Origin of the sequence: Marinobacter sp. ELB17 (assembly GCF_000169375.1) — a bacterium.
GTDB lineage: Bacteria > Pseudomonadota > Gammaproteobacteria > Pseudomonadales > Oleiphilaceae > Marinobacter.
Genome location: NZ_AAXY01000064.1, coordinates 1 through 3,110, shown reverse-complemented (window position 1 = coordinate 3,110; position 3,110 = coordinate 1). Strand labels below are relative to the sequence as shown.

Annotated in this window: 6 protein-coding genes; all 6 read right to left on the bottom strand. The window is 54.1% G+C overall.

Annotated features, from left to right (window positions below; all coding sequences use genetic code 11):
• Positions 1–62: 62 nt before the first annotated feature.
• On the bottom strand, positions 63–488 hold the full coding sequence (locus MELB17_RS22945; RefSeq protein ID WP_007352735.1) for a hypothetical protein: 426 nt from the start codon (positions 486–488) through the stop codon (positions 63–65).
• 128 nt (positions 489–616) lie between these two features.
• Positions 617–1,447, bottom strand: a complete 831-nt coding sequence (locus MELB17_RS22940) for a type II secretion system protein N (protein WP_227499023.1) — start codon at positions 1,445–1,447, stop codon at positions 617–619.
• A gap of 9 nt (positions 1,448–1,456) precedes the next feature.
• On the bottom strand, positions 1,457–2,275 hold the full coding sequence (gene gspN, locus MELB17_RS22935; protein ID WP_007352733.1) for a type II secretion system protein N: 819 nt from the start codon (positions 2,273–2,275) through the stop codon (positions 1,457–1,459).
• A gap of 99 nt (positions 2,276–2,374) precedes the next feature.
• Positions 2,375–2,518 carry a hypothetical protein gene (locus tag MELB17_RS24855; protein WP_007352732.1) on the bottom strand — a complete coding sequence of 48 codons (144 nt, stop codon included), beginning with the start codon at positions 2,516–2,518 and terminating at the stop codon, positions 2,375–2,377.
• A 4-nt stretch (positions 2,519–2,522) separates the two neighbouring features.
• Positions 2,523–2,858 carry a hypothetical protein gene (locus MELB17_RS22930; RefSeq protein WP_157133396.1) on the bottom strand — a complete coding sequence of 112 codons (336 nt, stop codon included), beginning with the start codon at positions 2,856–2,858 and terminating at the stop codon, positions 2,523–2,525.
• Between the two features lie 13 nt (positions 2,859–2,871).
• Positions 2,872–3,110: hypothetical protein (locus MELB17_RS26015; protein WP_227499022.1), on the bottom strand; the 239-nt coding region annotated here is incomplete at its 5' end.

Genomic DNA, 3,110 nt, shown 5'->3' with positions numbered 1-3,110 from the left:
ACAACGCGAGTTAGGTTTGCAGCTCCCGATATTGGATCGGGAGCGCGGAGTAGGGTTTAGGGTTAGGCCACGCTTGTGCTGGCGGTGACGCTCAGTTCTGGGTCGTCTATCCATTGGCGATCCTGACATAACGACTGCGGCAGGTTGAGGTAGTGGGCATCCAGTGGGGTGAGCCGGTCAGCCTTGTCGATGGTCGTCCAGCCGCGCCGCTTGCTCCAGTAACCTCTGCCATCCATGGTGTCAAACTCAGCCGGTGAATAGAGCACTTGGGTAACCTTGGTGGTCTTGGCGCCCACGGTGGGTATGCGATACCGGCAGCTTAGGCTGTTGTTCGGATTCATGTCCTCTCGGTGCGCCAGCGCCTCGTTTGCACGAAGACAGTCGGAAGCCTTGTCGCAGGTGGCGTTTTTGGTGCAGCCAGCCAGTCCAGTCGGCTTTCCATTGATGGTGGCGCTGTGGGTTCCGGTCACTTCGTTCTGGTAGTACATGGTTGCGTCCCCTGGTTGGCCAGTTGGCCTGCAGTCTGGCGGTTGCCAACACTTCAATAACTGTATGTTAGGCCAATGGCCTAATCGAGTCAAGTTTTTTCCTGTGTTTCGCTTTTTTTTGGTCGCGATCACATCCACTGCTCGGGAATGGCATAACTGACGATCAGACTCCGACCGTTGCGCTGAACTTCAATGTTCAGCAAGGGCTGTTTCCGCCAGTTATCCAACAAGGTTTTATCTTTATCTATTGTGCCCAGCGCTTGGCCATTAATGGCGGCAATAACATCACCGGCCTCTAAGTGCACTGCATTGAGCATGGCATTCGAACCATCGTAAACGTACCCGTCTGCACCGGCTTCTGTTGGTCGTAAGCCGAAGGGAGCCAGTGCCGCTTCTCCCTGGTTATCCAACTTTGCCTTAGTATCGCTCAAGAACTTTTCAGCTGATTTAACGGGTTGCTTGGTTTGCTCTACAACCTCTGTGATTCCACTGCCCAGCAAAGGATCGTCAAAGGTCAGGGTTTCATAACGGCCATTGCGGAGAATAAGAATATGACTGGCCTCCACTTCTATCAGCTCAGCGTTGCCGGGTAAGGCATCGCCGATCCGGTAATATGCGGTGTCGCCATTGTCTTGCGCCACGATAGCGCTGGATCTTTCTGGTTGCTCGCCCACCATCACGCCCGACAGTTGCAATCGAAGGCCGGTTTCCTGAGCCCTTCGTTTAACGCTCATCGGCGGGCCTTGCGATTTCGTGGGACTGCCAAACAGGGGGTAGTTGGCAACTGAAGTCAAAGTGTGGTGGGAGTCTGTCGCTACTGCATTTGCTTGTGTTGGTCGAGAGACTGATTGCTCCGGCCACGCCAGTAACCAAGTGATTTGAGCTACACTGACGGCTGCGTATATAACCAGCACCAGCAGTAACCAACTCGCCAAGCGCGTTTTAAAACTGTCCGTCATCGTCAGCATTTACATGACCCCTTGTAGCAAAGGCTGGCGGATACGAAACACCATATCTTCGGGTTTTGCCGAATCCGACCATGGCTGGCCAGCCAAATCGAGCAAGCGCTTGTACACCCGCAAATCTAGCATCCCATTCCACAATACAGTGGCGCTGGCAGCCGGTCCGTCACTGTCACGGGCTGCAACCTGAAGAGCCAGTCCCCCCTTGGTGGTGCCGAGGCTTGCCTGCATGGGCGGGAAGTTTGCGCTCTCGGTCCGTTCGGCCATCGGCCAGCTCACAAGCCCGCCCTGCCATTGCCCAAGGCCGCTGGCAGACTCCAGCTGATTGTCCTGCCAGAGCAGCGCAAAATGGTTGATATTGATCGTACCTGTGACCATTGCGCCGCCGCTTTGGCGAATGAGTGATTCAAATTCGTCGACTACCAAGCTACCTTCGGCAGTCACGGTAGCGATACTTGGCCACGCCAGTCCAAGGTCGCCGTGTAATTCTGATTGTGCGGTGTCGATTTCCCAGCTGATCGGAATAGCCAGTTCGCTCAGTTGTGGCCAGCCTAATTGCCATTGCACGCGAAAGGGGTAGCCGCTCGCCACGGCCGAGGCTGCACCACGCCACCATGTACCGGACACCTGGGTGACCATGATGCCCTGGGGCATGGTTATTTGTGGTTGCAGTTGCTGCCATATAAAACCAGCCGGTAGCCATGCCAGCAGTGCTAGCGCGTAAACCAGTACGCCGGTCGCCAGCAGAAACAAAACCTTGCCGAAGCAAAAGAAGGGCCTATCTTCGCGATTGATCGTGGGTGGAGCTTTTTTCTTGCGGTTCACGACAATTCTCCGGTTTGGCGGTTGCCTGGTTGCTGGCGGTTGCCGGCCCATAATGTAATCTTTTGGGTTCGTGTCTAGCTTGGCCAGCTCAGCTATGGCTTACGGATCGTCACAGTCGGCTATGCATCGCAGGCAGTCGCCACCCAGGTTGCGCTGGTCGGGTGCCGAATCCAGAACGCAGTAGCAGATTGCGCAATACTGTTCATTGGTGTGCTTGTCATCCTGTAGTTTTGGGTTGGTCATGGCATTAGCATCCACTTTTTAGCGAATTCAATCTGGCTGCCCAGCCATCAATCAGGGCGTGGCGTGCGGTTCTGAAAAAGGCAAAGCTGAACCATTGTTTGTCGGTGTGGTAGTCGGTTGCCATGGCCATTAAAAATAGGCCCACGAGAGAAAGTAACGCACCCTGCCATAGTCCGGAGCCGAGCTGGAAGATCCAAATCAAAACGATGAAGTTCAGAGTCCAAAAAAAGCGGACGGTTGATCGTGACACGTTGCGCTCTAAGGATTTTATTTCCTGTTCCAGTCTTTTAATCTCAGTCTTAATCTCGCCGCTTGTGCGCTGCTCAATATGGTTTTCCATGACGTCCTCCTGGCTAAACGACTGGATAAATCGTTCTTGGTGGCTGTTGCGAGCTTGGTGTGCCATGAGTGTCTTCCGCTGTGGCGATCCGCCGTATGTTAACTGGCGTACGCAAATTCTCAATATATAAATTATAGGCCATTGGCCTAAATGTAGCAAGCGCGATAAGGTATTTATTAAGTGGATCAGAGCGGATCAGTGCGCGGCTGGCAGGACCGCCAAGAGGGTACGCTCTTGGCGTTTGGTGCACAC